We start from the raw sequence: 24,841 nt of genomic DNA, 5'->3' as shown, positions 1-24,841 counted from the left end.
AAACGTGTCCAAATTAACGCTGTCGATACCCGTTGGACCCGCGATCGAATTCGCGCAGCCACTCACGGTTGCCGCTACGCTGGCCCTCCCCGAAACCGTGCCTTCAGATGCTCTCGACCTACTGGTCTGCCTTCATGGCGGTTCGTACAGTCGCTGGTACTGGGATGCACAGATTGACGGCTACCCCGGCTACAGCTTCATCGATTACTTCCTCGCCCAGGGAAAGGCCGTCCTTACCCTCGACGCGCTGGGCATGGGGGATAGTTCCAAGCCACACGACGAAGGGCTACTAAATCCCCTGCTCGGCGCGCGGGCGCACCATCAGGCGCTTGCAAACATCCTGTGCCGGATCGACGCTGGAGATTTCGGCGGGGAACTGGCTGCGAAGCGCAGACGGATCAGCGGCATCGGTCATTCCATGGGCGGAATGCTCACGATCATTCAGCAGGCCTCGTTTCGCAGCTTCGATCAGGTTGCGATCCTTGGGTTCACCAATATCAGCCTCGATCTGCCGGACGAAGTGCGTGCAGATCTCGAAAAGCGGGTCGAAGGCAGTGGCTACAGTCAAGCGGATCGGGGTTCGATGCGCGCGAGTTTCCACGCCCCTGACGTGCCGGAGGCCGTCATTGCCGCCGACGATGCCCGCGCCTCGGTCACGCCCAACAGCTACGGCCGCCTGGCGATCGTACCCGGCGGCGTGGCGGATGAGGCAGCAGCGATCGATGTTCCCGTCTATCTGCATTTCGCGGACATTGACGTCAGTCCGGATCCGCTTCTTGAGCCGTCGTTCTACGGCAAGTCGCGCCGTATCAGCCTGATGCCGCTCGCTGGTTCTGCGCATTGCCATAACTTCGCCTCAACGCGCAGCAACAGCTGGGCGAAACTCAACAACTGGATCGATGAGATGGCCAAGCCGGGCGAATGAGGCGTCAGCCGCTACTGCGAAACTCGCAGCGTTAAGGACGCCGATACCCCGAGGCACCCGAGAGACTCACGTCAAACCCTTGGCGCGTTACGCCGCAAGTCCCGCTCTAAGATTGGGCCTTTTCACACCCCGACCGCCCGACAACGCAGGCGGTCGGGGCGTGCTCGATCACTTGTAGGGATCGACCGGCTGAGGCACATCGATCACTTCGAGGTCCTTCAGCATCGAGAGCACGTCGGAGATCGAATAGATGTGGTCGATCTTGTCGCCGCGGAAACGCAGCCAGGAGAACCACAGGACGTTGAGCTCGTTTCCGGTCGGCTGAACACCCATGTAGGGACCACCAGTGTGCTTGCCGTAGTGATGGCAGAGCACGCAGACCTCATCGTCGCCGCGTCCCCATGCCTTCAAAGTCCGGTAAGTGCTGGGCGGGAACGTCTTGTAGAGGCCCTGCGGCGAGGTCTTCCAGATGTGGTAGGTGCCAAGATCCGGCCGGTTCGGATTGTCATACGTCATGGTGTCGGTGTTGAAGAAGGCATCCATGCCGTCCCAATCGCCCCGATTGATGACTTCGTGCAGGTCCATCCATTGCGTGACCATGAAAGCCTGCCGCTCAGTCAGTCCGGCTGTGATTTCGGCCCGCTTCTCCTTGGACAGGACGAAATCGGCTTCAGTGAACGGGGCCAGGCCCATCAGTAGTCTCCTTGCTTGATATCTGGCCCGCTCATCGCGCAGGCCGTAACCCGTCATTCCGGTCCCCGCACCTGCTGCCACCTACCCAACGAAAGGCGGCCAAGACGAACGCCCGTGCGATCGCACCATATCGAACGGAGGAGAGGCCATGACCCTGAGCATGCAGGAAATGTCCGACAGGTTTGAACTGCAGGACCTGATCGTGGGATATTGTTATGCCGTGGACAATCGCGATTGGGACGCGCTTGACGACTTCTTCACGCAAGACGCGCTGATAGACTATTCAGAAATGGTGGGCGTGCGCGGCGGACTGAGCGAGATCAAGCAATTCCTCGTGGAGGGGCTATCTCCCATTCTCGCCTACCAGCATGCAGTGTCGACGACAAAATACGCCATCGATGGCGATACCGCGCAGACCAAGACGGTATGCTACAATCCGATGACCGTCTCGCAGGGGCAATCGAGCGACACGCTCGTATTTGGGCTCTGGTATGTTCACGACTTTATCCGGACCGAGCAGGGCTGGAAGATCAGCCGCCTTTACGAACAGAAATGCTACCGGATCAATGTTCCGGACTGGCTGGCTCAACAACTTCCGTCCTGAGCCCGCGCTCACGCTCCATCCTGAGACCCAAGGCGGTGACATGCGACGCCTATTCAATCACGCTTTCCTGGTGCTGCTGGGCGCAACAGGCGGTACCCTGACTGTCCTTGGCGCCCAGCTCGCCTTGCTGGGTGGATCGCCCTGGTATCTGCTGAGCGGCCTTGTCATGCTTGTCTGCGCAGTTCTGGGATGGCTTAGGGAAGCAAAGTCTGCGCTGCTCTATTGGGTATTTCTCGGTGTGAACTTATGCTGGGCGCTGTGGGAGTGCGGCCTCGATGGCTGGGCACTGGCGCCGCGGATCGCAATGCCGACTGTCATGGGTCTCTACATGCTGACAGGTTGGTACCGCCGGCATCTCGGCCAGCAAGCGGCCCTGCCCGGCGGCGGCCTGCTTTGGCCTGGCCTTGCGGTAATCGGGATAGCCGGGATCGGGGCGGCGTTCTGGGCCGACCGCACACCTGCAGCCACAAGCACAGCTTGGGGACCGGCACCAGCAGCATCGGAAGAAGGTGACTGGATTGCATATGGCAACGACCGCGGAGGCTCGCGCTATTCCCCGCTTGGTCAGATCACACCAGCAAACGTCGGTAATCTGAAACCCGTCTGGACTTACCACACGGGCAAAATGACAAGCGGCAAGCAGGGCACGGCCTTTCAAACCAATCCCCTCAAGATCGGCGATCGCTTGTTCATTTGCGCGGGTAATAATGATGTAATCGCACTCGACCCTGAAACCGGCAGCCAGATCTGGCGTCATTCGCCAAGGACAGACCTCGAAGGCGTTTACGGCCTCGTATGCCGCGGCGTGACATATTACCGCGTCCCTGGCGCGACGGGCACCTGCTCGGAACGTATCTATACCGCTACGCTTGATGCTCGGCTTTTGGCGCTCGATGCTGCCACGGGACAGTCCTGCCGCGCCTTCGGACAGAACGGCGAGGTCGATCTCACCAAGGGCCTTGGGTCCGTCGAAAAGGGCTATTACTTCGTCACTTCGCCCCCGGCGCTGGTTCGCGGACGGCTGGTCGTCGGCGGCTGGATCATCGACGGTCAGCGAACGCAGGAGCCTTCGGGCGTCATCCGCGCGTTCGATGCTGTTTCGGGCGAGTTTTCGTGGGCATTCGATATTGGCCGCCCGGACGATCACGGTTCACCGGAACCAGGCGCGACGTTCACAAGAGGCACGCCGAATAGCTGGGCTCCGATGAGTTCCGATGAAGCTCTGGGGCTCGTCTATGTGCCAACCGGAAACGCAACGCCTGACTACTTCGGCGGCCACCGCACGGCGCTGGACGATCGCTACTCCAGCGCTGTTGTCGCACTTGACGCCCAGACAGGAGCAGTCCGCTGGTCGTTCCAGACGACACATCACGATCTTTGGGATTACGATGTTGCGGCGCAGCCTACTCTCTTCGACCTGCCCGGCGGCATCCATGGACTTGTACAACCCACAAAGCGGGGGCAGATCTTCGTCCTGGACCGCATGACGGGTAAACCCCTACTGCCGGTAATGGAACGCGCTGTTCCCCGCGGAGCGGTCGCCGGTGAGCGACTATCTCCCACCCAGCCCTTTTCCGCCGCGATGCCAAGTTTCGGCGGCCCGGCTCCCACGGAAAAGAGCATGTGGGGGCTCACGCCGATCGATCAGGCATTGTGCCGCATCCGCTTTCGGCAAGCCCGTTTCGAAGGCGAAATGACCCCCCTCTCGACGGACCGCTTCACGATTACGTGGCCTGGCTACCTTGGGGGGATCGACTGGGGCGGTGTCTCCGTCGATGTGAGACGCGGCCTCATGATCGTCAACAACAACCAGGTCGCCAACTACAACCGCCTCATTTCCCGAGCGGAGGCGGATCGGCGCGGCATCAAGCCGATGAATGCAGCGCACATGAGCAATGTGGGAGGTCCAGCGGCTCAACAGGGCGTGCCTTACGCCGCGCAAATCGCACCCTTTCTTTCGCCGCTCGCGATCCCGTGTCAGCAGCCGCCCTATGGCAGGATCAACGCCGTCGATCTCAGAACCGGCAAGCTGGTATGGTCTCGTACCTTGGGCTCATCGCGCGACAGCGGGCCGCTGGCTCTGCCTTCGCTCGTACCGATACCTATGGGGGTGCCGAACATTGGCGGGTCACTAACGACTTCGAGCGGCCTCACCTTCATCGGCGCAACTCAGGAGCACGTATTTCGCGCCCTTGCGACGGAAAGTGGGCAGGTGTTGTGGAAAGCACGGTTGCCAGCCGGCGGCAATGCATCGCCGACCACGTATTGGTCCCGGCCCAGCGGACGCCAATTTGTCGTCATCGCGGCCGGCGGCCATGCAGCCATGCTGTCTGGAACGAGTGACGAACTGATCGCCTATGCTCTGCCGACGAAATGATGGGCCAGAAAAATCGGAAAAATAGGGGCGTGTCCCCGCAAGCTCCTATCCTTGGACGGGCAAGTCGTCCCGATTACGCACTATCGTCGCAAGTATCAAAACGGGAGGATGGAGCATGCCGACATCAGGCAGCCTGACGAGAACATCGCCTGTCGCGGCCGATGACGAGCGCGCAATACGCAATCTGCTGCTGCGCTACGCGACCGGCATCGATACCCGGGACTGGCCCTTGTTTCGCTCCTGCTTCGCGAATGACTGCGAAGTGGATTACGGCAGCTTCGGTCAATGGCGCGGACCGCGCGAGATCACCGAGTACATGGAATCCGCGCATCGCAATCTAGGCGCGACGCTTCACCGCATAACCAATATCGTGGTCGAGAGCCGCAATAGCGAGATTCTGGCCCGCAGTTATGTGGACGCTGTGCTGACCGACCCGGCACCGGGAGGCAGCGCGACCAGAGCGGCCGGATTCTATGACGACTGCCTGATCCGCACGGCAGAAGGCTGGCGGATATCCCGCCGGAAATTCACGATGGTCAGAGCGGGTTTTTGATGGCGACGAACCGGCAGGTCAGGTTGCGCTCTCGTCCGGCAGGCATTGCCCAGGCCGAGCATTTCGAAATCCGCAGCGCTCCGGTGGACCGTCCCGGTCCGGGCCAGATACTTGTACAAAATCACTATCTCTCGGTCGAGCCCGCCATGCGCGGCTGGATCGCCGACGTCGGTAACTACGGAGACCAGGTGGCCCTGGGCTCGGTCATGCGCAGCCTCGCCTCAGGCCGTATCATCGAATCGAACCACGAACATTTCCAAGTTGGCGAATACGTCGCAGGATGGTTCGGGTGGCAGGATTTCGCTTGCGTAGCGGCCGATCAAATCCTTCAGAAGACCAGCGAAAAAGAACTGCGCGCATCGCTTGGCATTTTGGGAATAAACGGCGTCACGGCCTATCTGGCCCTCACGCTTGTCGGGCAGCCGCGCGCCGGTGAAACCGTGTTGGTATCCACGGCCGCAGGCGCGGTTGGGTCCGCCGCGGGCCAGATTGCCAATATCCTTGGATGCCGCACGGTGGGTATTGCCGGGGGAGCAGACAAAGTGCGGCGCTGTGTCGAGGAGTTTGGATTCGAGGCTGCAATCGACTACCGCGGCCAGGACGTGGCCGCCACTTTGAGCCGCGTCGCGCCCCAGGGGATCCACGTCTATTTCGACAACGTCGCCGGCCCGATCAGCGACGCGGTAATGCCCCACCTCGCGCTCGGCGGCCGTGTCATCGTCTGCGGAACAGCGTCGCAGGACCGCTGGGCTCCCTGGCCCGATGGTCCGCGCGTGGAACGCCACCTTCTGGTCAAGCGGGCACGAATGGAAGGCTTCGTCGTCTTCGATCACATGGCCCGTTACGCCGACGCTGTTGCGCAGCTGCGCGAGTGGACCGAGCAGGGCCGCCTGACGTGGCGCGAGGAAATACTCGACGGGATTGAGAGCTGTCCGGATGCCCTTGCGGGCCTTTACCGTGGGGAAAACCACGGCAAGCGGTTGATCCGGCTGAACGAGACAGGAGCGCACGAGTGACGGTAATGAACGCCCTTGACGGTAAGGTCGCCATTATAACCGGGGCATCGTCGGGGATAGGCGCGGCCACTGCGCGAGCTCTAGCCGAGGCGGGCGCGAGGACAGTGCTGGTCGCCCGCCGCGCCGAACGCCTTGCCTCACTGGCGGGCGAACTTGGCGAGCATGCCTGTGTCCATTCAGCCGACATGGCGGATCCCGACGCCGCTCGGGCTTTGCACGACTTCGTTCTGGCTAAGTTCGGGCGAGCCGACATTCTGGTCAATAATGCGGGCATTCTTCATGCGGCACCGATCGACGATTTCGATCTCGACCAGTTGCGACCGATGATGGCGCTCAATTACGAAGCGGTCGTTCGCACCAGTACTCTGTTTGCACGGACAATGAAATCGGCAGCCAGAGGCCAAATCATCAATATTTCGAGCATCGGCGCCAACATCGTTGCACCTGGTGTCGGTGTCTACGGCGGCCTGAAGCGAGCACTGGAGGGGTTCACCGATTGTTTGCGGGTCGAATTGGCCGGCACTGGAGTGAAAGTCGGTATCGTTTCGCCGGGCACGACGAGCACGGAAATATTCGAGGACATGAAGTCACGCGGACAGCCAGCCTGGGACAGTTTCATACCGCCGATGCAACCTGAGGATGTTGCGGATGCCGTGCGGTACATGGCGGCTCAGCCCGAGCGCACCAACCTCGCCCGGATTCAAGTGTTTGCCGCCTGTGACACGCATTAAGCGTTAATCCAGCGACCCGTAAGCTTCCAGCCGGAAGGGATTGACGCTCTCTCCCTTCCGCATCTTGCAAACCCACTGCGGGTCCATCAGTAGCGCCCTTCCCACCCCCACCAGATCAAACTCACCCTTCGCCAAGCGCTCCGCCACAAGCGAAAGATTGTTGGTCATCACGGTCGGCTGGGCGAACGACGATTGCAAATCGCGCGAGAGGCCGACGCCGCCCACCGCTATCGTCGGCCGGCCCGTAAGCCGTTTTACCCATCCCGCCAAGCTGAGATCGGAGCCGTCGAATGCGGGCGCCGAGAACAGCCGGGTGCTGACGTCAAACAGGTCCACGCCCGCCTCGACAATCGGTGTCAGCAAGGATTCGAGCTCATCCGGGGTTTGCGCATTTCGCGCATCGTAATCCTGCAATTTCCACTGCGAGTACCGGAACATGATCGGAAAATCGGGCGCCGTCGCGGCCCTCACTGCCCGGACCAACTCTGCCGCAAGCCTGGCGCGGTCTGGGAGTGCGCCTCCCCACCGGTCCGTTCGCAGGTTTGTCTGTCCCCAGAGAAAGCTGTCGATCAGGTAGCCATGTGCACCGTGGAGGGCGATGCCATCGAAGCCTGCGGCTCTCGCATTTGCCGCGCTTCGTGCGAACCCGGCGATGATGTCGGCGATTTCGTTCTCTGTCAGCGGCGCGGTAGGCTCGCGAACCTGTTCGAGATAGTCCGGCGGTACCATCGCCTTGTCGAGGGGGCCCCAGATGCCTGAGGGGCGCGCCGACGGCGTGTCGGGATGATAGCCGGTTCCCGGGACTCGAATGACGCCTTGGTGCCATAGCTGGGGAATGATCTTTCCCCCGGCCTCATGGACCCCGTCCACGACCGCGCGCCACCGCGCAAGCGCGGCCTCGCCGTGCATGACCGGCGAGGCTCCGCCCCCCATTGTCTCCCTGCCGACGGCAGCAGGATGATCCACCCCGATGCCTTCCGTGACGATAAGACCTACTTCCGCTTCGGCACGGCGGCGGTAGTAGTCCGCCACACCCGCTGACGGAATCCCATCAGGCGAGAAATTTCGCGTCATCGGCGCCATTACGAAGCGGTTGGGCAGCGCTAGCGCCCCGACTTCACATGGCCTGAAAAGAATTTCGGTGCCGCTTGCCATAGTGCCGTGGATTCCCGCCCTGCCTGATTTCAAACACTGCTGCCTCAAGTCGGTCCGTCCTGAGACCTTCCCGGCGACAGGTTCGCTCCGAGGGCGAATCAGGATTCTTTTACCACCGACCGAGCCCTTATCAGGCGTCGACCACTGCGAGCGCGGCCTGCGGACATGCTTCGGCGCCTTCGCGTGCCAGCTCTTCCAGGCCGTCCGGCACGATTTCGTCGTCCACGTATACGATGCCGTTGGCGTCGAGTTTGTACACCGCGGGGCAGATTTCGGCGCAGACGCCGTATCCGCAGCATGCGGCCTTATCGATCACCACTTTCAGCTTCTGACTCATAGTCCTCTCCTTTTTTCGGATTATTACAGCTTGAACAGATTTCGTTCAATATGTATAACTCGATCAAACACGGATTTTCCAAGGAGAGGAAGATGCTGCACCACCCTGGGTTGACACTCAGCGACGGGACGACGCTCGACAATCTCATCGACCGCGAGATGAACGAAGTGTCGCTGCGTGTGATGAACGACAAGGAATTGTACGAGCTGGAAATGGAGCGCATCTTCGCGCGAACCTGGCTCCTGCTGGGCCATGAGTCCGAGATTCCCAAGGCCGGCGATTACGTCATGCGCGATATGGCCGAGGACAATGTCATCGTCTCGCGCGACCGTAGCGGCGAAATTCACGTCATGCTCAACGTGTGTCCGCATCGCGGCATGAAGGTCTGCACAGCCGAGGCGGGCAATGCCCATGCCCACCGCTGCATCTACCATGGCTGGGCCTTCCGACCCGATGGCAGCTTTATCGGCGCCCCGATCGAAAAGGAACAGATGCACGGCAACAAGCGCCAGAAGGAAGAACTCGGGCTCAAGAAGGCCCGCGTCCATCTGTACGGCGGCCTCATCTTCGCAACGTGGAACGAGGATCTTTCGTTCGACGATTACCTCGGCGACGCGAAGTTCTATCTCGATCAGCTGTTCTGCCGTACCGATAACGGCCTAGAAATGCTCGGCCCGCCGCAGCGCTTCGTGCTGCCCTGCAATTGGAAGATCCCTGGCGAACAGTCGGGATCCGACGGCTTCCATACTCTGACGCTGCACCGCTCGCTTATGGAAGGCGGGATCATGGGCGGTACTGCCGAATCGATCTACGATACGGCGCCCGGCATGTACGGTGTCGATATCTCGGTTCCGCAAGGCCATACCCTGCGCTGTCTGGAAGCGGCCCAAACCTTCAAGATGTTTGCGGATGTCAGTTTTGAAGGGAAGTCGACCGAAGAGCGCCTTCATCTACTTTCGCCGCCCGGCATCACCAAGGACCTGATCCCTCAGCTCTTCAAGAATCTGACGGAAGATCAGGTCAACCAGTTAGCGACGATCCCCCCGCAAGTCGGCGGCATGTTCCCCAACGTGCTGATCGCATTCATCTTTGCGCCTCGCACCGATGGCGGCGCGTCAGGCGCGCTGTCGCTGCACACCTATGTTCCCAAGGGGCCGGACAGGGTCGAATTCGTGAACTTCATTTTCGCGGAGAAGGACGCACCTGAGGACGTGAAGCGCGATATGTTGCAGAACGCCATCTGGTCGACCGGCACCTCCGGAACGATCGAGCAGGACGACGCCGATACCTGGCCGCAGATCATGCGCAATGCACGCGGCCACATGAGCAAGACCATCACGCTCAAGTACCAGGCGCTTCACGGCCACGAGCGGCCGGAAGGCTGGGTGGGAGGCGGCGATCTCTATCCCGGCTTCACCAAGGATGACACGCAGTGGGCCTGGTGGATGGCTTACTACAATCTGATGGCCGAAGCCTGAGACTGGGAGGATCACGACATGGTGAACTACGCCACGGCCGCAATCGACAAGACTGGAGTGATGCGCGGTCTTGTTTCCACCAAGCGGGTACCGCTCGGTTCGGAGGTCTACAACCGCATTCTGGAAACGCTCTATGACGAAGCGGCTGCGCTCGACGAGCGGCGCTTCGACGACTGGGTCGCCTTCCTTGCGGAGGATTTGATCTATACGGCACCGCTGCGTCTCACGCGAAATGGCCCCAACAAGGACCGTGACGTCGTACGGACGATGAAGCATTTCGACGAGAATTACGGGTCGATCCTCATGCGCACCGGTCGTCTCTCGAAGAGCGCCTGGGCAGAAGACCCGCCCTCGCGCACGCGGCGGTTCGTCACTAATGTGCGGATCGCCGAGAGCGAGAAGAGCGGCGAATATGAAGTGGTCAGCTACCTCTTCGTCGAGCGCAGCCGCTTCGACAATCCGGAGAACGAGACGCTTACCGCCGAGCGCCGGGACGTCTGGCGTCTTGTGGATGGCAACTACAAGCTGTCCGTAAGGGAGATCATTGTCGACCAGTCCACGCTGGGAATGTCCAATCTTGCGATCTTCCTCTGATCGGACGGGCACGGTGACGTCATCCCCGCACATCGTCGTCATCGGGAGCGGCCTCGCCGGCTACGGCGTCCTGCGGGAGCTACGCAAGCTCGCGCCGGACGCTCGGTTGACCCTGGTGACGCAGGACGATGGCCACTTCTATTCCAAACCGGCGCTGTCCACCGCACTGGCCAAGGGCAAAATGCCCGACGCCCTGATTACCACGCCGGGTGAGAAAATGGCGGCTCAGCTCCGAATTGATCTGCGCGCAGGACGCCTCGTCGAGTCCATAGATCGGCAGGACAAGGCTGTACTGACAACTGGCGGGCCGATCTTCTACGACAAACTGATCCTCGCGCTTGGAGCAGATCCTGTGCGGCCGCCGATCGATGGCGACGCGGCCCACCGGGCTCTTGCGGTCAACAATCTCGACAATTACCGCGAGTTTCGCGAGCGGCTGCCCGCTGGCGGGCGAGTGCTGGTCATGGGCGGCGGACTTGTCGGAACTGAGTTTGCGAACGATCTTTCTGCCGCAGGCTATTTTCCGGTAGTCGTGGATATGCTGCTCCATCCTTTGGCTCAGCTGGTACCCGGCGGGGTCGGTGATCGAATCCGTGATGCGCTGGCTACCAAGGGCGTCGAATGGCACCTGGGCAGCAAGATCACGGCCATCCACAAGTCTCCAAACGGGGTTCGCGCGCAGCTCGACAGCGGCATGGTGATTGAAGCCGTTGCCGTGCTTTCGGCGGTGGGCCTTCGCCCTCATGTCGCGCTGGCATGTGAGGCGGGGCTGGAGACCGGCCGGGGCATTACAGTCGACCAGACCGGGCGGACCTCCGATCCCGACATCTACGCGATCGGCGACTGCGCGGAATATCCGCAAGGCCTCGCAGCCTATGTAACACCGATCATGTCGGCAGCGCGCGCCATCGCTCCCAGTGCGCTCGGAACACCTACGAATATCCACTTTCCGCCGCTCTCGGTGCAGGTCAAGACCACAGCCTACCCGGTGGTGCTGCTTCCGGCTCCGATCGGCGTCGCCGGGCGGTGGGAGGAAGCGGCCAACGACGAGCGGGGGCTCAAGTATCTGTTCCGCGACAACGACAAGAACGTGCGGGGCTACGTTTTCACACAGGACTATTGCCAGGAACGCATGGAAATGGACCGCGCGCTGGGCGAACAATTTGCAGGAGAAGCTGCTTGACTGGGTTGGTTCAGGGCAAGATCGCCATCGTCACGGGCGGGGCAAAAGGGCTGGGCTACGGCATCAGCCGCTGCCTGGCGCGTGAGGGCGCCGATATCCTCATTACCGGGCGCGACGGCGCGGCGGCGGAAGCGGTTGCGGCCGAGATAAGCCAGGAGTTCGGAACCCGCGCCATGGGCCTTTCGGCGGACATGGGTATCAAGGACGACGTCGAAGGCATGATCGAGCGGGTCGTGTCCGAGTTCGGAGGCCTCGACATCCTGATCAACAATGCCTCGCAGCTGTCTGCCAACGTGTTGCTGGAACAGAAGACCGATGAGATGCTCCAGCGCACTCTCGAGATCGGTACCTGGGGAACCTGGTGGGCCATGCGTGCCGCCTTCCCGCACATGAAGGCACGCGGCGGCGGCTCGATCGTCAATTTCTACTCGATCGACGCCCAGACGGGTGCATGGCTTCATGCCGACTACAACATGAACAAGGGGGCGATCCTGGGCCTGACCCGCACCGCTGCGGTTGAATGGGGCCGGTTCAACATCAGGACCAATGCGATCGCACCGACAGGGATGGGCCAGGTGTTCGCGCAGCTGGCAGAGGACGTGCCCGGCTTCCTTGAAATGGCAACGGCCAGTAATCCGCTCAAGCGCGCGGGCGATCCCGAGAAGGACATCGGACCGGTCGTGCTCTTCCTCGCCTCGGAAATGTCGCGTTTCGTCAATGGAGAGCTGATCAATGTCGATGGCGGTCAGCATCTGCCCGGCTATGTAAGCGTTCCGCACAACCTTGCCGAGATGGAAGCCCAAACATGAAACTGACGCCGCACACCGACTGGAGCGAAGTCGTCGCCACCGACAGCACGGGCAGCGTCCAGAAGATCATGGATGGTACACTGCGCGCGATCGCGACAATCGGAACGCGGCGACTGTCGATGAGTGACATCAGCGAAAGCAGCGGCGTGTCGCGCGGGACCCTCTATCGTCATTTCGCGTCCAAGGAAGAAGTGCTCGCGGCAGTCAGCGAATACATCTGCAGCAGTTTCGAAAAGGGCATTGTCGAGGCTGGCGAAGGCATTCCCGATCCGATCGAGCGGTTCCGTGCCGTCATGAAATTCTTCGGCCGTTTTACGATCGAGCGGTCGCCGGAACGGATCTTCGAAGTCGAACCTGCCTTTCACCTGAGTTTCCTGCGCAGCCATTTCGGCCGTCACAAGGCCGCCGTGCAACGCGCTCTCGAACCCGTGCTCGACTATTTCGAAGGACTGACCGGAAATACCATAGACCGGGACACATTCTGCGACACGCTCGTTCGCCTGCAGCTTAGCACGCTGATCATTCCGGCCACTGGTGAATGGCTGGAACTCTGGAACGGTTCTCCCGATCGGCTGCACGAAATCGCAATGCAAATCGCCGGCCACCAAGCCGAAAATACGAGAGGATGATTTCATGGCAACAGTAGCAAAGCTCGAATCAGACACGCAATCCGGTTTCGCCGACAAGGCGGTGGCCGACGGCCTGGTGGAAAAGGCGCGCAGCCTGCGCGAATTCCTGCAAAAGGAAGCGCCTGAAGGGGAAAAGCGGCGCAGCCCAACCCCGGCCGTCGATCAAATGCTCAAGACGGAAGGTTTCCTGCGGCTTCTGCTGCCTCAACGCCTGGGCGGCTTCGGACTCTCGACCACCGACTTTTGCCGCGTCCAGATGGAAATCGCCAAGGGCGACCCCGCGGTCAGCTGGGTGATGCAGATCATCAACGGCACCAGCTGGATCACCAGTCTCGCGCCCGACGGTGTCCAGGACACAATTTTTGGCGAGGGCCCGCAGACCGTGTGCGGCGCCTACAACCCGCCGGGCAAGGCGCGCAAGGTGGACGGCGGCTGGATCATCAACGGTAAATGGCCCTACATGTCCGGCTCCCGCCAGTCGAAGTGGGCGCAACAGGGCGTGGTGCTTGAAGGCTACGACGGGCCGGTCGTTCCGGGCATCAGCATGTGTTATCTGCCGATGGACAGCATGACTATTGAGGACACCTGGTTCGTTTCGGGCATGCAGGGAACCGGGTCGGACACGGCGATAGCAAAGGACGTGTTCATTCCCGATGACCAGATGGTATTGATGGACGAACGCGCGGGCCAGATCGATCGGACCAAGCGTCATTTCGGCGCGCCTTCAGACCTCCTTCCTGCCGTTCCTGTGGTTCGCACGACCGGCATTGCCCAGCTCATTGGCGCAGTCGAGGGCATGCTGGAGATCGTTACGGCGGAATCGCCGAAGAAGCCCGTACTGACGACGACGATTTCGCCGCGCACCAATTCCGGTGCCTACATGCGCGACCTTGGTGAAGCGGCCGCCATGATCGACACGGCCAAGTTGATCCTGTTCAACCTCACAGCCAAGCTCGACCGAGTTGCGCAGGGTGAGGAGTTCACCCTCGCCGAGAAGGCAAAGCAGCGCTCCGGCGGTGCCCAGATGGTCGAACTCGTTCACAGTGCGAGTGAATCGCTGATGTTCCAGGCGGGTTCTTCCGGTTTTGCGCTGGACAAGCCGATCAACCGCTACTGGCGCGATATTTCGATGGCTCTCCGCCACATCCAGAATATCCCGACCATCGGCTACGAAATCTATGGCCGGAACCTTGCCGGAGCCGATCCGATCTCTCCGCCGGGTGCCTATTGATCCAAAATGCCGGGGCGATCGCGTGTTAGGCAGGCGATCGCCCCAGTGGCAGCATCCACCGCCCATTTAGAGAGGGACGGCCCGTGGATGCTGCGCAGGGGTAGCAACAGAGACAACGAACGGCGATATCGTGACCGAGGCGAGCATCGGCTCTCTACCAGCTTACGTCGATCCCACAGCCCGGATCTTCGGCGACGTCATGCTGGAACAGGATTGCAGTCTGTGGCCTTACGCGGTCGTTCGGAGCGAGAGAGGTCATGTGCGCATCGGAAAATGCGCAAGTGTGCAAGATCACGCCATGATCCACATCGGCTGGAATGACCCGACCATCATCGGCGACTACTGTACAGTTGGACATCGTGCAGTCCTGCACGGATGCACGTTGGAGCCCGGCTGCCTCATCGGCATCGGTGCCACGATCATGGAGCGCTGCGTCATAGGCCACGGCTCGATTGTTGCTGCTCACAGCTTCTTGCCCGCCGGCACCATTATTCCGCCAAATTCCCTGGTAATGGGCACGCCCGGCCGAGTGACGCGCGTTCTTGACAAGCTGCACGGCAACATCATCGATGCGCTCCTCTATCGCGAGAACGCCCGCGCCTATGCGACCGGAAACCACCGCGTCTGGGAGATCGCGGAGATGGCGCTTCTGGCCGAAGAGGCCGAAGCTATCCTCGCACGCGAACATCGCCAATGGATCGAGCGTGGAATTCCCGGTTCCTACTCCACTGACGAGGAATGAGGATGACTGGCGCAACCACGCTCGAACACGACACGATGCTGAACCTCCTGTTTCGGGAAGCCCGCACGCATAACACCTGGCAAGATCGTCCGCTCAGCACGGAGACCATTCGGAACCTCTACGAACTCGCGAAGTGGGGCCCGACGACCGCGAACAGCAATCCGGCCCGATTTGTCTTCATCCGCTCGGCCGATGCCAAGGTCCGGCTCTTGCCTCACGTCAACGCCGGCAACCGAGACAAGGTCATGCAGGCTCCCTGCACTGTGATCGTAGCGGGTGACACACGGTTCTATGAATTCTACGGCAAGCTGTTTCCCGCAAGGGACATGCGGGCGACGTTTGAAGGCAATGACGCACTCGTCGCGCAGACTGTCGCCCGTTCCTCGACATTGCAAGGCGCCTATCTCATCATGGCCGCCCGCGCCCTGGGTCTCGATTGCGGTCCTATGTCGGGCTTCGATGCGGCCAGCCTCGATTCCGAATTCTTCCCGGATGGCCGCTGGAAAAGCAATTTCCTGTGCAACATCGGTCACGGCGATCCGGCAGGACTCCATCCACGCAATCCCCGGCTGGACTTCGACGAAGCCTGCGTCGACCTTTAGGCTCGAAAGCCGTTTCCAAGGCGCTCTCCTGTCAGAAAGCAGCGACTGTCCTGGAAACGGCTCCGTCGCACTCTCACCAGACCAGCGGCAATTCCACTGGCTGGATCATGCCCAGATGACAACGCACCCGATGACCGGGCGCAAGGCGGAATTCCGGAATCCGCGCCAGGAACTCTTCCATCGCGATCCGCAATTCGCGGCGAGCCAGGTGCATGCCGACGCAGGTATGTATGCCGAAGCCGAAGCCGACGTGCCTCGGCCGCCGGTCCAGCTTTACCTCGCAGGGATTTTCGAACTCGTCGGGGTCCCGCCCGGCGAGCGTTGTCGACATAGCGACCTTATCTCCCGGCCTGAACTGCACACCGCCTATCACCGCTTCCTTCTTGCAGGTACGAAACGTGGTGACCGCCCCGTATGCCCGCATCAATTCGTCGATGGCATGCGGGATCTGTGAAGGGTCGGCTCTCAAAATTGCCTGGTCTTCAACGTGTGTGCCGAGGTGGCGAAATTGTAGGCCCATGTTCGTGGAGACAGTGTCGAGCCCGCCGATAAATAGGTTGAACATGAAGCCGAGCAGTTCGTCCTGCGTCAGAGGACGTCCCTCTATCTCGCCCCGCACGCCGAATGAAATGAGATCGTCGCGCGGATTTGCGCGCCTGTCGGCAATCTCGCCGGCCAGATAGTCAAGCACACTGCGCGTGGCATCCGCGATCTTGGACAAATCGTGGTTATGCAAGAGGTTCATTTCCCATTCCATGAATTCGCTGACCCGGTCGAGCGGCAAACCCATCAGTTCCATGAAGACCTTTATCGGGAATTCGAATGCGAACTCGCCCATGAATTCGCACTGCCCGCGCTTGGCGAAGGTCTCGATGTACTCCACCGCATAGTGCCGAATCCTGTCTTCCAGCGCCGCCATGGCCTTGGGCGTGAAGGCCGGGTTCACCATCTGACGAAATGGCCCATGCGCCGGAGGGTCGAGTTCCGCCGGCGAATTGATCCACGCTCCACCGACCAGCTTCGAGAAAGGCGAAAAGTCGGTGGAAGAAAAGTGCTCTGTATCGAGATAGATTTCGCGAAGATGCGTCATGCGGCGTGGCACCCATGCTCCCGTTCCTCCGGGATATGCATGGGCCGCGTAAATGATTTCGGGTCCGTCATGGATCCGCATGGCCAGATCGTCGAACGGATCTTTGTCCGTCGTCGTTCCGAAAATAAATGGAAAGTCCCGGCTCACCAAGGCTGGCGGCACGTGATCGGGGATCGGCTGCTCCGGAAACATCATCATTCCCACACTCCCTGTGGTTGGTCCCGCCCCATTTTCCGGGGCCTGTCATTCCTGCACCTGTCGCTTAGAAGGATCGGGGCAACCCGAGGCTCTCCGCGATGCCGTTTCGCACCATCTCGTTGGTGATCGGGCCGATCCGCCAGAGACGGCTGTCCCGCCAGTAACGCTGCATGTCGGTCTCTGCGGAGTAGCCCATGCCGCCCAGGATCTGGATGCCGAGATCTGCAGCCGCGTTGGCATTTTCCGACGCGATGAGTTTCAGCATGTTCGCTTCAACGCCCACGTCTTCGCCTCGGCTCTGCTTGTCGGCGCAGAAATGCAGCATGAGTTCGGTGGTCTTCTGCATCGTGGCGATATCCGCCACATAGTGCTGCAGGCTCTGGAAACGACCGATGATCCCGCCGAATGCCTTGCGCTGCTGCATGTAGGCGACAGCGTCTTCCAGAACGCCGTCGATGACGCCCAGGCAGAACGCGCCGACCATGATCCGCTCGTTGTTGAGCGTGGGCAGCAACATGTACCAGGCCTTGTCCGGCTCGCCGAGCACTTGTTCGTCTGCGACGAAAGCATCTTCGAAATGGATCGAGCAGCTCCCCATCGATCGCATGCCGAGCTTGGCGAGCGGGGTTATCGTCACTCCGGCAGTCTTGGCGGGAACCCAGAAAAGAGTCAGTCCCTGATGCTTTTTCTCCGGATTCCTGTCACTTCGGCCAATCACCAGAAGATAGTCGGCAACATGCGCAGATGAGGACCAGGTTTTCTCGCCGTTGAGCTTCCAGCCGCCATCGACGCGTTCGGCCGTTGTCGTCATCGCGCCAAGCAGGTCGGTACCGCCCCCCGGTTCCGTGAATGCGATGGCGGCCTTGAGCTGACCGGAAGCGATCAGCGGCAGATACTTCTCCTTCTGCTCGGCAGATCCGTAGAGACCGATCGACTTCCCCCCAGCAAAACTGGTGATCCCCCAGATCCATGCCAGTCCACCCAGGGAACGCGCCAGTTCGCGGGCCAGCAGCATCTGCATTACCACGTCGCCGCCCTGCCCGCCGTATTCCTCGGGAATGCCGACGCCGTGAAAGCCCGCCTCAGTCAGCTTGTCCCAAAGGGCATAGGGGTAGGCATGCTCGTCCTTCTCGAGCGCTCGCGACCACTCCTTGGGCACCTCGTTTTCGACCCAGCGATGCACAGTGTCGCGGAAGGAACGGTATTCGTCCTCGAGTTCGAAATCCATCTCAGGTATCTCTTTCGTAAGTTATATTTTCTGATTTTCAGCAACGTCGTCTGACGGCTCGCACCCCTGGACGGCCAGCGCGATCAGGCGAGTGGCGATGCGGTCGACTCCGGCGAGCACTGCGGAGCGGTCGTTCGCCAGGAAGGCTGCAAGGATCGCTTCATGCTGGGAAAGCCCGAGCGGGCAAATCGTTTGAAGACCGTGCAGCAGGACAAACCTTGCAATCAGGGCTCTACGGTCGAGCGTTGAGCGCAGCAGCTCCCGATTCCTCGACGCCGCTATGAAGATCGTATGGAAATCCAGCCCAGCAGTGAGGGCGCCTGCGGAATCATCGCTCGCCAAACACGTGCGGTAGCGCGCAAGTGCGTGCTCGAGTTGAGCTACCTGCCCTGCCCCAACATGTGGCATGCCCCATATGTAGCCAAGCCGCCAAAGCTCGGACTGAACGCGAAGCAGGTCCCGCATGCCGCGAAAGTCAATGCGCGCAACCCGTTTCAGGCGGTGCACTTCAATCTCGACCAGCCCTTCGGCCTCTAGCGTGCCAAGTGCCTCGCGAACCGGCGTGGCGCTGACCTCCAGATGCGCCGCCAAACTCGTTTCGCGCAGCAGCGTACCGGGGGGCAATGCTCCTGAGACGATGTTGCTGCGAAGGCGCTCAAGAACGGCTTGGCGGCGGGTCAGCGGCGTACTGACCGGCTCCGTGCCGAACAGGCTCGGGCCGGAAGGCACGTCTGACGAAGGGAGGCGGCGATCCAATTCCATATTCTATAGAATTGCGGTGCCCCTGCATCTTCGCGCCTTTCCAAGGATAGGGTGCCTCTCATGGATTGGTGTCAAGCGGCCAGCTTGGCATCGTCATGATGCAAGCAGATCAGGGCTTGGCGGGAGATGATGCCACGACGAGAATTCAGAATCGATCACGTCAATCTGAAGCAACCGCCAGACATCGCAGAGCGCCTCGCGCACATCCGTTCAAAAACAGGTCAACCGCATTTTCCGCGGAAGCGCGCGGATTGCTGTAACACTCTACGCTTGCGGGCTCCAGAATGACCACATTGGTGAAGAAGATCGTTTGCATGAATTGGCGCGCGAGAAAATCTGCATCGCCCCCTGCCAACGTCTCCCGATCAATCATCGCTTGGAAGTAGTCGTTCAGCCGGGCGGCCTCCTCGGTCCGAAGGATAGCGAGGCATCTTCCACTGATATCGGGATGTGTGATCGAAGCGCTCAGGAGCACCCGAATAAATTCGTAGAACGGCCTGGCGCCGAAGACCGGCCGGAGCATCTGGCGAATGTGCTGCTCGGCGAACGCGACAAGTACGTCACGAACCGGTTCATCACAGCGCAGCACAGATCGGGCGCCTTCCGATGCGTTTTTGGCAGCGTCGATCATGCACTCGGCGAACAATTCTACCTTGTCACCAAATAGCTGATAGATCGCAACTTTCCCTACGCCGGCAGCGTGCGCGATGTCGTCGATCGTCGCACCGGCATAACCGCGGTCGAGGAAAATTTCAGTTGCTCGCCGGAGTATTCGTACACGTCGTTGAGGCGAGGCTGTTTCCACCGGGAAAGGATTAACACCTTTGCCGCAAGAATCCATATCAACGTGGATGGAATGGTAGTTTTCCGATGTTTTGGAACATCAACCCGCTTGAATTATCCTAATCCTTTGCATCAACAAGGATGCTCCCTGCCTCCGGATAGGACGGAGATTCCCCGTCAGCTTGTAACAGGCGCCATCCGCGCAATTAAACAAACCGACGCGCGTTACCCGGGCAAGGATCATTCCAGCATGCGAACAGTAGAGCTTCCTCCGCTTGATCACGCCGAATTTGCACGCCGTTACGGCCCTTGGGCGGTGATCGCCGGGGCCTCGGAAGGAACAGGCGCAAGCTATGCAGAACAACTTGCGGCGATGGGCATCAACTTGGTCCTCGTTTCCCGCCGCAAGGAGGCCCTGGATCAACTGGGCGAACGGCTCGCCGGTTTGTACGGGATTGCGTTTCGCTCGGTGGTTGCCGATCTCACGCAATCGGGAACGGGCTCCCGGCTCGTCGAAGAGACACGTGATCTCGATATCGGACTCTTCGTTTCGAACGCCGGAGCCGACGGGGCTGGCAACAGTTTCCTTGGAGAACCTGTCGATCGAGCGCTCAGCCTTCTGACCATGAACGCCGCCAATGTCGTCGAAGCCGTCCATGGCTTCGGCAACAGACTCGTCAAGCGGCGCAGCGGGGGGATCATAGTCATGTCTTCGGGAGCCGGTCTTGGCGGCCAGCCCTGGCTGACCATGTACTCAGCGACGAAGGCTTTCGAGTTGAATTTTGTGGAATCGCTTTGGGCAGAGCTCGACGGACAAGGCGTAGATATCCTCGCAATAGCCGCTCCGATCATGGACACTCCGACCCTTCGCCGGGCGACCGAAGGGCTTGGGATGGACTATTCGACCGCCTACGATCCCGCAAACGTCTGTGCACTGGCTCTCGCAAGTCTGGGCAAGGAACCCCTTGTGATCGTACCCGATGGTCCGGATGAGGCGCAGATCCCGCGCATTCAGGCAGACCGAAAGACGCGCCTTCTTGCCCTCGCCGAATGGGGCAAGGCGTACACGGCTGCGGCGAATGGCTGATTTGTTAGGGGGATAGCAGGAGATGATGGAGGAGGTCGACGTCGTCGTTATAGGAGCCGGCCACAACGGCATGGCGGCCGCAGGCTATCTGGCGCGGGCGGGCAAGAAAGTCGTCGTCGTCGAGCGCCTTGCGAAAGTGGGCGGGATGACGAGCTCGGGCTACATGATTCCGGAAGCGCCTGAGCACTTGGTAACGCCCTGCGCCGTGGAACTACTGTTTGCGCGCAAATCTGGCATCATCGAGGACTTCGATCTCCATAAGTACGGCTTACGGACTGTCGATCCCGACCCCACTTACGCCTACCTCCATCCCGATGGCAGCTCTATCGCCCTCTTCTATGACTATCGCCGCACGGCGGAAGACATCGCCCGTATCAACCGCAACGACGGCAAGGCCTATCTGGATTTCATGAAGACGTTGAACGTCATGATGGATATTGGATTTCCCATGATGATGGCCGAGCCCGGACGGCCCGACGTGCGGAATATGTCGAAGGTGATCAAAAGCGCGGTCCGCAACGTCCGGCTGAAAGACGAACTGGTGGCGATGTCCAAGGCGACCGCCGACCAGATCGCCTGCGAAAGGTTCGAAGACCCCGCAACAATCGCGCTGTTGCTGGGAATCGCCGCGGGCGCCGGTCCCATCGATGACGACGGAAATGCTGCTGCATACATGATCTTCGCCGTCACGCACAAATATGGCACCGGTAAACCCATCGGCAGCCTCCAGTCCTTTTCGGACGCGCTTGCTCGCAGTATCGAAGCATCGGGCGCCACAATCGAGCTCAATGCGCCGGTTGCGGAAATTATCGTCGACGACGGGGCGGCCAAGGGCGTGCGACTGGAAAATGGCCGAATCATACGCGCCAAGATGGTGATCGCGACGTGCGACCCCAGAACGGCAATGCGCCTGACGACCCCAGGTGGCGTTTCGCGCACATTGTTTCAACGCATCGAGCATGCCCCGTCGAACCGCTCCAATGCCGCGCCGTTTCTGGCCAATATCGCTATGTCCGGGCCGCTGCGGCTCAAGCGGCATCAGGACATGCGGCATGACGACGCCGACCTCGACAAGGCGGTGGGACTCATCGGAACGCCCGAAGAAGTGCGGCGGTCATTTGCCATGGCGCGGCGGGGCGACATACCCGATCGTCACGCGATGTCCCTCAGCCCGCTGTCCAATACCGATCCTTCGCAGGCTCCGGCGGGCGGTTCGCTGGCCTACATCTACTTGCCCGGTGTTGCTGTGGATGCGCGCGAGGGCTGGAGCGCGGAGTTGAAGGACCGAACGATGGCCTCGATCATAAGCCATCTTGGCGAGTTCTACGACGGGCTCGACACAGAGGTCGGGCGCTTCGTGGAAACGGCGCGCGAACGAGAAAAGCGGCTCAACGTCAGCAATGGGTGCGTCACCCACATAGATTTCGGTGCCCTGCGATCGGGGGTGCACCGTCCGGCTTCCGGTTTTGGCGGCCCCCGGCCGCCATTTCCCGGCTTTCTTATCGGAGGTGCCGGCGCTCATCCCGGCGGCGGTGTGTCCGGCATTGCAGGAAGGATCGCTGCCAACCGCGCACTGCGAGCTGTGAAAAAAACAAAGTAGCTCCTGTACCAACGGGGTCACCCCGAGCAATCGCAGGTAACTTCGCCACCGGTGACCAACTAGACTCGCATCATGCACACCATCATATCGTCACGCCGCGCATTGGCGGTATGATTTGTGCGAGCACCTCAACGATCTCATAGCCCGCAGTCGGCCTATTCATTCGCTATGGGGCGCGGAGTAGGAGGCCAACCTCGGCTTCACCTGAAGGTCTTGCGGCACGCGATCGGGGCCTATCCGGCGGTCGATCTCCTCCTCGAACCAATAGAGCGCCCGCTCCTGATAACCGGTGACGATCGACGTCAACGCACCGTTGCGCAGCGATTGCTGTATATTGGAGAATAGGCAGAGGTCCTCTGACAGGATGTGTTCGGTCGCCGTTCGCATTCCGCTCCAGTATTCCCTGTCGGCATCGTCATCCGTTGCCCATCCCATCTGGCGCACTTCCATGACCGACTTGTTCTGGCCGGCCGGCCAGAAGCATTGCAGATTGAAGCCCACGGGATCGAGCGAGAAAAACGTGTTCGGAAACGTCGGCAATGCGACCGTGTTCTCGAGAAAGACGTCTGCAATATCGTCAGGTTGGACGGGGGGTTTTTCGAAGAGCGAAACGCCGCCTTTTTTGCGCGTGCCAAAACGCATATGGCCACCATCGTAAAGCGCTATCACGAAACTGCGGGAGTCGAGGTGCGGCGCAAGCGTCTTTGGATGAACAGTATTGACGTGATAGATTTCGAGGAAGTTGTGATAGGCGATTTTCCAGTTGCACTCCATTTCGACCGTGAACCGGTCTTTCACAACCATGCGCTCGAGAGGATAGCCTTCGGTCAAGGCAACAAATTCCCCTAGAAACTCGCGCAAAGGGCCCGCCGCGTCATCAAAATTGATGAAGACGAAGCCGCGATAGGTTTCGCAGCGCACCTCTGCCAAGCCGTGGTCCGACTTTTCGAAACAGGCAAAATCGTGTTGACTGGGCACCGCCTTCAAGGCGCCGTCCAGCGCGTAACTCCAGGAGTGGTACGGACAGACGAACCGCGAGGCTCGTCCTTCCTCCTCAAGCAAGAGGGGCGAACCTCGGTGCCTACAGGTGTTGTGGAATGCGCGAATCCGATCGTCCTTTCCTCGGGAAAGGATCACGGATCGATCGAGGTGGCGAAAGAGTCGGTAAGATCCTGGCTCTGGCAGCTCCGAAGCTATGCCGGCGAGCAACCACGCCCGATCCCACAGCCCTTCTTTCTCGAGGGCCGCAAACCGGGGATCGGTGTAGCGTCCAACCGGAATGGGCGGCAAGGCAGGAAAGTCGCTCGGGTGTTCGGTCCGGGTCAACTGATCGTCCATCGTCCGCTTGAGCAATTGCAATGCAGCTTCATGCATGGGCTGTCCTCCTTGGTCTTCTCGTCTCCCGATGCGGGCAGGATGACGGGGTGGTGCGAAAGCGAACCTGCAATCCGATAGGGTTCAGTGGCGGAAATCCGATCAGTACGGATCGAAGCAATAGGCACAGATCTTGTTACCGTCGGGATCGAGCAAATAGGCGCCATAGGCGTGGGGGACCGCATGCCGCCGTCCCGGCTCCCCTGCATCGGTTCCACCTGCCGCCAATCCGGCCGCATGAAACTGGTCGACTGCAAGCCTGCTGGGCGCCTTAAATCCCAAGGTCGCGCCATTTGACGAAGTCGCGCAGCCTTTCAGGGGGTGCAGAATGAGCAATTCCGGAACAGTGCGCCCGTAGCCGAGACCTTGTTCCTGAAACGGACCCAAATTGGCAATACTGAGCGGCAGCAGCGCAGCATCATAGAAGCAGGCAGCCGGCTGCAAGTCGTTTGTGCCGAGGCACGCGTGGGTAAAAATGCCCATTTTCTTTCCCAAAAAAACAACTCAAGCAGGCGATCTCGATTTGCCGTCCGATGCAGTTGATGGGGCTGCTTGTGGGCATCAGGCCATCCCAAATGCACTCTGGCTCGAGCAGCAAATTATTGACGCGTTCAAGCGCCGGCCGAAAAAGCCTCAGCCACCGCGCGTGTATCCATGTACTCCTTGCCCGAAACGATCTGACCGTCTCGGATGATCAAAAGGTTATGGTACTCGTTGCGATAGACCCGGTCCGGAAAGACCATCTCGCCGCTCACTTCCACGGCAACCCGCTCACCTTCGGCGGTGATTCCGACAACGTTCGCCGTGCGCCGCTCAGCCGACAGCAATCCGCCCTTCACGCTGGCGATGAAATCCGCACGCGTCATGTCACCATGGCCCAATATCCACCATCGGCAATCGGGGTGCTGCAAAGCCTCGATTGTCTCGAGATCCCCTTCCTCCACGGCCCGCATATAGCGCCGTGCAATTGCCTTGTTTTTCTCGATATCGCTCACCGCTTTTCTCCGCTGCCTTCATCAAAGTGCCGTTCGCAAATCTACACGTTCCGATACGACTTTCG

At 60.4% G+C, this 24,841-nt stretch carries 26 protein-coding genes; 16 read left to right on the top strand and 10 right to left on the bottom strand.

Annotation, left to right across the window (positions count from 1 at the left end; genetic code table 11):
* Window positions 1–4 precede the first annotated feature (4 nt).
* Window positions 5–925, top strand: a complete 921-nt coding sequence (locus tag ACZ1JV_RS02370) for an alpha/beta fold hydrolase (RefSeq protein WP_465149451.1) — start codon at window positions 5–7, stop codon at window positions 923–925.
* A gap of 168 nt (window positions 926–1,093) precedes the next feature.
* Here the strand turns inward: ACZ1JV_RS02370 and ACZ1JV_RS02365 are convergent, their stop codons facing one another.
* Complete coding sequence (locus ACZ1JV_RS02365) at window positions 1,094–1,618, bottom strand: ester cyclase (protein WP_133085034.1); 525 nt, start codon at window positions 1,616–1,618, stop codon at window positions 1,094–1,096.
* 148 nt (window positions 1,619–1,766) lie between these two features.
* On the opposite strand from ACZ1JV_RS02365, the gene ACZ1JV_RS02360 reads away from it, so the two are divergent.
* From ACZ1JV_RS02360 to ACZ1JV_RS02340, 5 genes are all read left to right on the top strand, one after another.
* A complete protein-coding gene (locus ACZ1JV_RS02360; protein WP_465138720.1) occupies window positions 1,767–2,222 on the top strand; it encodes a nuclear transport factor 2 family protein in 456 nt (151 codons plus the stop codon).
* A 40-nt stretch (window positions 2,223–2,262) separates the two neighbouring features.
* Entirely contained in the window at window positions 2,263–4,599 is a 2,337-nt protein-coding gene (locus ACZ1JV_RS02355) for a membrane-bound PQQ-dependent dehydrogenase, glucose/quinate/shikimate family (RefSeq protein ID WP_465149450.1), read from the top strand.
* Window positions 4,600–4,714: 115 nt separating this feature from the next.
* Entirely contained in the window at window positions 4,715–5,152 is a 438-nt protein-coding gene (locus ACZ1JV_RS02350; protein ID WP_133085031.1) for a nuclear transport factor 2 family protein, read from the top strand.
* A complete protein-coding gene (locus tag ACZ1JV_RS02345) occupies window positions 5,152–6,168 on the top strand; it encodes an NADP-dependent oxidoreductase (RefSeq protein ID WP_465149449.1) in 1,017 nt (338 codons plus the stop codon). The genes ACZ1JV_RS02350 and ACZ1JV_RS02345 overlap by 1 nt, the downstream gene beginning before the upstream one ends.
* Before the next feature lie 5 nt (window positions 6,169–6,173).
* Window positions 6,174–6,899 carry an SDR family oxidoreductase gene (locus tag ACZ1JV_RS02340; RefSeq protein ID WP_465149448.1) on the top strand — a complete coding sequence of 242 codons (726 nt, stop codon included), beginning with the start codon at window positions 6,174–6,176 and terminating at the stop codon, window positions 6,897–6,899.
* A gap of 3 nt (window positions 6,900–6,902) precedes the next feature.
* On the opposite strand, the gene ACZ1JV_RS02335 is transcribed toward ACZ1JV_RS02340, so the two are convergent.
* Together ACZ1JV_RS02335 and ACZ1JV_RS02330 are read right to left on the bottom strand one after the other, a co-directional pair.
* On the bottom strand, window positions 6,903–8,054 hold the full coding sequence (locus ACZ1JV_RS02335) for an NADH:flavin oxidoreductase (RefSeq protein ID WP_465149447.1): 1,152 nt from the start codon (window positions 8,052–8,054) through the stop codon (window positions 6,903–6,905).
* Between the two features lie 130 nt (window positions 8,055–8,184).
* A complete protein-coding gene (locus tag ACZ1JV_RS02330; protein WP_133085027.1) occupies window positions 8,185–8,391 on the bottom strand; it encodes a ferredoxin in 207 nt (68 codons plus the stop codon).
* A gap of 92 nt (window positions 8,392–8,483) precedes the next feature.
* Here ACZ1JV_RS02330 and ACZ1JV_RS02325 point away from each other — a divergent pair, with 92 nt between their 5' ends.
* The 8 genes from ACZ1JV_RS02325 to ACZ1JV_RS02290 all read left to right on the top strand — a co-directional run bounded on the left by ACZ1JV_RS02325 (window position 8,484) and on the right by ACZ1JV_RS02290 (window position 15,659).
* Complete coding sequence (locus tag ACZ1JV_RS02325; protein WP_133085026.1) at window positions 8,484–9,869, top strand: aromatic ring-hydroxylating dioxygenase subunit alpha; 1,386 nt, start codon at window positions 8,484–8,486, stop codon at window positions 9,867–9,869.
* Window positions 9,870–9,887: 18 nt separating this feature from the next.
* A complete protein-coding gene (locus ACZ1JV_RS02320) occupies window positions 9,888–10,463 on the top strand; it encodes an aromatic-ring-hydroxylating dioxygenase subunit beta (RefSeq protein ID WP_443478692.1) in 576 nt (191 codons plus the stop codon).
* Between the two features lie 13 nt (window positions 10,464–10,476).
* Window positions 10,477–11,646, top strand: coding sequence for an NAD(P)/FAD-dependent oxidoreductase (locus ACZ1JV_RS02315; protein WP_465149446.1), 1,170 nt, complete (start codon window positions 10,477–10,479; stop codon window positions 11,644–11,646).
* Window positions 11,643–12,455 (top strand): SDR family NAD(P)-dependent oxidoreductase, encoded by an 813-nt coding sequence (locus tag ACZ1JV_RS02310; RefSeq protein WP_133085023.1) that lies wholly within the window; start codon window positions 11,643–11,645, stop codon window positions 12,453–12,455. The genes ACZ1JV_RS02315 and ACZ1JV_RS02310 overlap by 4 nt, the downstream gene beginning before the upstream one ends.
* Entirely contained in the window at window positions 12,452–13,084 is a 633-nt protein-coding gene (locus ACZ1JV_RS02305; protein ID WP_133085022.1) for a TetR/AcrR family transcriptional regulator, read from the top strand. The genes ACZ1JV_RS02310 and ACZ1JV_RS02305 overlap by 4 nt, the downstream gene beginning before the upstream one ends.
* Complete coding sequence (locus ACZ1JV_RS02300; RefSeq protein ID WP_442046994.1) at window positions 12,990–14,315, top strand: acyl-CoA dehydrogenase family protein; 1,326 nt, start codon at window positions 12,990–12,992, stop codon at window positions 14,313–14,315. The genes ACZ1JV_RS02305 and ACZ1JV_RS02300 overlap by 95 nt, the downstream gene beginning before the upstream one ends.
* A 130-nt stretch (window positions 14,316–14,445) precedes the next feature.
* Complete coding sequence (locus ACZ1JV_RS02295; protein ID WP_395335280.1) at window positions 14,446–15,057, top strand: gamma carbonic anhydrase family protein; 612 nt, start codon at window positions 14,446–14,448, stop codon at window positions 15,055–15,057.
* Window positions 15,058–15,059: 2 nt separating this feature from the next.
* On the top strand, window positions 15,060–15,659 hold the full coding sequence (locus tag ACZ1JV_RS02290; RefSeq protein WP_395335283.1) for a malonic semialdehyde reductase: 600 nt from the start codon (window positions 15,060–15,062) through the stop codon (window positions 15,657–15,659).
* Window positions 15,660–15,732: 73 nt separating this feature from the next.
* On the opposite strand, the gene ACZ1JV_RS02285 is transcribed toward ACZ1JV_RS02290, so the two are convergent.
* From ACZ1JV_RS02285 to ACZ1JV_RS02270, 4 genes are all read right to left on the bottom strand, one after another.
* A complete protein-coding gene (locus tag ACZ1JV_RS02285) occupies window positions 15,733–16,947 on the bottom strand; it encodes a cytochrome P450 (RefSeq protein WP_465149445.1) in 1,215 nt (404 codons plus the stop codon).
* A gap of 64 nt (window positions 16,948–17,011) precedes the next feature.
* Entirely contained in the window at window positions 17,012–18,175 is a 1,164-nt protein-coding gene (locus ACZ1JV_RS02280) for an acyl-CoA dehydrogenase family protein (protein ID WP_465138733.1), read from the bottom strand.
* A gap of 21 nt (window positions 18,176–18,196) precedes the next feature.
* On the bottom strand, window positions 18,197–18,937 hold the full coding sequence (locus ACZ1JV_RS02275) for a GntR family transcriptional regulator (protein WP_465149444.1): 741 nt from the start codon (window positions 18,935–18,937) through the stop codon (window positions 18,197–18,199).
* Between the two features lie 160 nt (window positions 18,938–19,097).
* Window positions 19,098–19,742 (bottom strand): TetR/AcrR family transcriptional regulator, encoded by a 645-nt coding sequence (locus ACZ1JV_RS02270; protein ID WP_465149443.1) that lies wholly within the window; start codon window positions 19,740–19,742, stop codon window positions 19,098–19,100.
* A 228-nt stretch (window positions 19,743–19,970) separates the two neighbouring features.
* On the opposite strand from ACZ1JV_RS02270, the gene ACZ1JV_RS02265 reads away from it, so the two are divergent.
* Window positions 19,971–20,807: an SDR family NAD(P)-dependent oxidoreductase gene (locus ACZ1JV_RS02265; protein ID WP_465138736.1), complete on the top strand. Its 837-nt coding sequence runs from the start codon at window positions 19,971–19,973 to the stop codon at window positions 20,805–20,807.
* Between the two features lie 22 nt (window positions 20,808–20,829).
* The gene (locus ACZ1JV_RS02260) at window positions 20,830–22,407 is read left to right on the top strand and encodes a phytoene desaturase family protein (protein WP_465149442.1); all 1,578 of its coding nucleotides are present in this window, start codon (window positions 20,830–20,832) and stop codon (window positions 22,405–22,407) included.
* A gap of 159 nt (window positions 22,408–22,566) precedes the next feature.
* On the opposite strand, the gene ACZ1JV_RS02255 is transcribed toward ACZ1JV_RS02260, so the two are convergent.
* The 3 genes from ACZ1JV_RS02255 to ACZ1JV_RS02245 form a co-directional block, all read right to left on the bottom strand.
* Window positions 22,567–23,781, bottom strand: a complete 1,215-nt coding sequence (locus tag ACZ1JV_RS02255) for an aromatic ring-hydroxylating oxygenase subunit alpha (RefSeq protein WP_465149441.1) — start codon at window positions 23,779–23,781, stop codon at window positions 22,567–22,569.
* A gap of 102 nt (window positions 23,782–23,883) precedes the next feature.
* Window positions 23,884–24,264: a VOC family protein gene (locus ACZ1JV_RS02250; protein ID WP_465149440.1), complete on the bottom strand. Its 381-nt coding sequence runs from the start codon at window positions 24,262–24,264 to the stop codon at window positions 23,884–23,886.
* Window positions 24,265–24,392: 128 nt separating this feature from the next.
* A complete protein-coding gene (locus tag ACZ1JV_RS02245) occupies window positions 24,393–24,776 on the bottom strand; it encodes a nuclear transport factor 2 family protein (RefSeq protein ID WP_465149439.1) in 384 nt (127 codons plus the stop codon).
* Between the last annotated feature and the right edge of the window lie 65 nt (window positions 24,777–24,841).

It is taken from the genome of Novosphingobium sp. BL-S-19, from assembly GCF_055521675.1.
The sequence above is the reverse complement of the archived record's forward strand: the minus strand, read 5'-3'. Positions and strand labels throughout refer to the sequence as shown.